This window comes from Phytobacter sp. V69 (genome assembly GCF_965644215.1).
Classification (GTDB): domain Bacteria; phylum Pseudomonadota; class Gammaproteobacteria; order Enterobacterales; family Enterobacteriaceae; genus Phytobacter.
In genome coordinates this window covers 1-1,435 of record NZ_CBFFRL010000418.1, presented here as the reverse complement: position 1 = coordinate 1,435, position 1,435 = coordinate 1, and the positions used below count along the sequence as shown (strand labels likewise).

The window sequence follows — 1,435 nt, the reverse complement described above, 5'->3', positions numbered from 1 at the left end:
GGTAGGCCGCATCCTGCTTGTCGAATGCGTCGGTGGACGGCATGGACACCACCCGCGCCTTCACGCCTTCGGCAGTCAGTTTTTCATACGCAGCCACAGCCAGCTCAACTTCTGAACCGGTGGCGATCAAAATCAGCTCCGGCTGGCCAGCACAGTCTTTCAGCACGTAACCGCCGCGGGCGATGTCTTTCAGTTGCTGCTCAGTACGCTCCTGCTGCGCCAGGTTCTGACGGGACAGAATCAGCGCCGTCGGGCCGTCGGCACGCTCAACACCGTATTTCCACGCCACCGCCGATTCCACCTGGTCACACGGACGCCATGTGGACATGTTCGGGGTCACACGCAGGCTTGCCACCTGCTCTACCGGCTGGTGCGTCGGGCCGTCTTCGCCCAGACCGATGGAGTCGTGGGTGTAGACCATCACCTGACGCTGTTTCATCAGCGCCGCCATACGCACCGCGTTACGGGCATATTCCACAAACATCAGGAAGGTGGAGGTGTACGGCAGGAAACCACCGTGCAGGGAGACACCGTTGGCAATCGCGGTCATACCGAACTCGCGCACGCCGTAGTGAATGTAGTTGCCTGCAGCGTCTTCGTTAATCGCCTTAGAGCCGGACCAGATAGTCAGGTTAGACGGTGCCAGGTCAGCGGAGCCACCGAGGAATTCCGGCAGCAGCGGGCCGAACGCTTCAATCGCGTTCTGGGAGGCTTTACGGCTGGCGATTTTGGATGGGTTCGCCTGCAGTTTCGCAATGAATTCATTCGCTTTCGCGTCAAAGTCAGTCGGCAGCTCACCGCTCATACGACGGGTGAATTCTGCCGCTTCCTGCGGGAAGGCTTTCGCGTAAGCAGCGAATTTCTCGTTCCAGGCAGACTCTTTCGCCTGACCGGCTTCTTTTGCATCCCACTGGGCATAAATCTCAGACGGGATTTCAAACGCCGGATGTTTCCAGCCCAGCGCTTCGCGGGTCAGGGCGATTTCGGCGTCACCCAGCGGGGCACCGTGGGAGTCATGCGTACCGGCTTTGTTCGGCGAACCGAAACCGATGATGGTTTTGCACATCAGCAGAGACGGTTTGTCCGTGACCGCGCGTGCTTCTTCTACTGCACGTTTGATGGAGTCCGCATTGTGACCGTCAACGCCGCGCACCACGTGCCAGCCGTAGGCTTCAAAGCGGGCTGCGGTGTCATCGGTGAACCAGCCTTCAACGTGGCCGTCGATGGAGATGCCGTTGTCGTCGTAGAACGCCACCAGTTTGCCCAGTTTCAGGGTACCGGCCAGGGAACATACCTCGTGGGAGATACCTTCCATCATGCAGCCGTCGCCCATAAAGGCATACGTGAAGTGGTCAACAATGTCGTGGCCCGGACGGTTGAACTGCGCCGCCAGGGTTTTCTCGGCAATCGCCATGCCCACTGCATTCGCAATGCC

At 59.4% G+C, this 1,435-nt stretch carries 1 protein-coding gene; it reads right to left on the bottom strand.

The window, feature by feature from the left end:
• A partial coding sequence (gene tkt / locus ACSZPU_RS25690) for a transketolase (protein WP_499004434.1) occupies positions 1–1,435 on the bottom strand: 1,435 nt, incomplete at both ends.